At 51.5% G+C, this 2,414-nt stretch carries 2 rRNA genes (1 of these 2 cut by a window edge); both read right to left on the reverse strand.

The features are described from left to right. Nucleotides 1-663 (reverse strand): 23S ribosomal RNA (locus tag QUB80_RS34840); it reaches 2,226 nt to the left of the window's first position. Between the two features lie 257 nt (nt 664-920). Further along, nucleotides 921-2,411 (reverse strand): 16S ribosomal RNA (locus QUB80_RS34845). The 16S and 23S rRNA genes sit together here, the layout of an rRNA operon. Nucleotides 2,412-2,414 lie beyond the last annotated feature (3 nt).

Here is a 2,414-nt window from a genome sequence, read left to right on the forward strand (position 1 = left end):
AGACTCGCTTTCGCTTTGGCTTCGACTTCTACGTCTTAACCTACCAGTACTTATAACTCGCCGGCTCATTCTTCAACAGGCACGCGGTCAGACGTTTAATCGTCCTTCCACTGCTTGTAGGCTTGCGGTTTCATGTTCTGTTTCACTCCCCTTGCGGGGTTCTTTTCACCTTTCCCTCGCGGTACTGTTTCGCTATCGGTCACACAGTAGTATTTAGCCTTACCACGTGGTCGTGGCTGATTCACATGGAATTTCACGTGCTCCATGCTACTCGGGATTCAGCTAGTATCTTCCAGTTTTCGACTACAGGACTTTCACCTTCTCTGGTGCAGTATTTAGCTGCTTCGTCTAACCTTTCGATTCCATCTTGCTGTCCCACTACCCCAAAATGCATGCACTTTGGTTTAGGCTCTTCCCCGTTCGCTCACCACTACTTGGGGAATCTCGTTTGATTTCTTTTCCTCCAGCTACTTAGATGTTTCAGTTCGCTGGGTTCGCTCTTTCCTACCTATATATTCAGTAGGCAGTACAAATAGGTTGCCCCATTCGGATCTCTCCGGATCTACGCTTGCTTCCAACTCCCCGGAGCGTTTCGTCGGTAACTACGTCCTTCTTCGCCTCTGTGTGCCTAGGTATCCACCACAAGCCCTTATTAGCTTGACCACAAATTATACTTTGGTGTCTGTTCAGTTTTCAGTTACCAGCTACCACTTACCAGTTTTTTTACTGATTACTGTTCACTGATTACTGTTCACTGACTACCTACTTTTCGCTTCTCTATGCAGTTTTCAAGGTTCTGGCTGGAACAGTCCCAGCAGTCTAACTCTACATCAGTTAGTTGCTGACCGACCTGGGATGACCAACTCATCACCTTGTTAACTGTAGTGTTTTTTGGTGCATGAGTGGGTAGGTCTCCCTAAAAAGGAGGTGATCCAGCCACACCTTCCGGTACGGCTACCTTGTTACGACTTCACCCCAGTCACCAGTCCCGCCTTCGGCATCCCCCTCTCCGAAAAGTTAGGGTAACGACTTCGGGCATGACCAGCTTCCATGGTGTGACGGGCGGTGTGTACAAGGCCCGGGAACGAATTCACCGCAGTATGCTGACCTGCAATTACTAGCGATTCCTCCTTCACGCAGGCGAGTTGCAGCCTGCGATCTGAACTGAGCCCAAGTTTATGAGATTTGCTTGCAGTTGCCTGCTTGCTGCCCTTTGTCTTGAGCATTGTAGTACGTGTGTAGCCCAGGACGTAAGGGGCATGCTGACTTGACGTCATCCCCACCTTCCTCCGGTTTGTCACCGGCAGTCTCCTTAGAGTGCCCACCCGAAATGCTGGCAACTAAGAACGAGGGTTGCGCTCGTTGCGGGACTTAACCCAACATCTCACGACACGAGCTGACGACAGCCATGCACCACCTGTGTTCCGGCTCCCGAAGGCACTCTTCTGTTTCCAGAAGATTCCGGACATGTCAAGCCCTGGTAAGGTTCTTCGCGTTGCATCGAATTAAACCACATACTCCACCGCTTGTGCGGGCCCCCGTCAATTCCTTTGAGTTTCACACTTGCGTGCGTACTCCCCAGGCGGGATACTTAACGCGTTAGCTACGGCACTGCGTGGGTCGATACACGCAACGCCTAGTATCCATCGTTTACAGCTAGGACTACTGGGGTATCTAATCCCATTCGCTCCCCTAGCTTTCGTCCCTCAGTGTCAGTTGCAGCCTAGCAGGGCGCTTTCGCCACCGATGTTCTTCCTGATCTCTACGCATTTCACCGCTACACCAGGAATTCCCCCTGCCCCGAATGCACTCTAGTCTTTCAGTTTCCACTGCCTTTATCTGGTTGAGCCAGACGCTTTGACAATAGACTTGAATAACCACCTACGGACGCTTTACGCCCAATCATTCCGGATAACGCTTGCATCCTCCGTATTACCGCGGCTGCTGGCACGGAGTTAGCCGATGCTTATTCCTCAGGTACCGTCATTCTTCTTCCCTGAGAAAAGAGGTTTACAACCCAAGAGCCTTCCTCCCTCACGCGGTATTGCTCCGTCAGGCTTTCGCCCATTGCGGAAAATTCCCCACTGCTGCCTCCCGTAGGAGTCTGGGCCGTGTCTCAGTCCCAGTGTGGCTGATCATCCTCTCAGACCAGCTACTGATCGTCGCCTAGGTGCGCTCTTACCACACCTACTAGCTAATCAGACGCGAGCTCTTCTCTAGGCAGCAAGCCTTTCACCTACACGGCATATCCGGTATTAGCCACCGTTTCCAGTGGTTGTCCCGAACCTAGAGCCAGATTCTCACGCGTTACTCACCCGTCCGCCACTATCTTCCGAAAAAGACCGTTCGACTTGCATGTGTTAAGCATACCGCCAGCGTTCATCCTGAGCCAGGATCAAACTCTCCGTTTTGTT

The sequence above is a fragment of the Chlorogloeopsis sp. ULAP01 genome, from assembly GCF_030381805.1.
Taxonomy (GTDB): Bacteria; Cyanobacteriota; Cyanobacteriia; order Cyanobacteriales; family Nostocaceae; genus Chlorogloeopsis.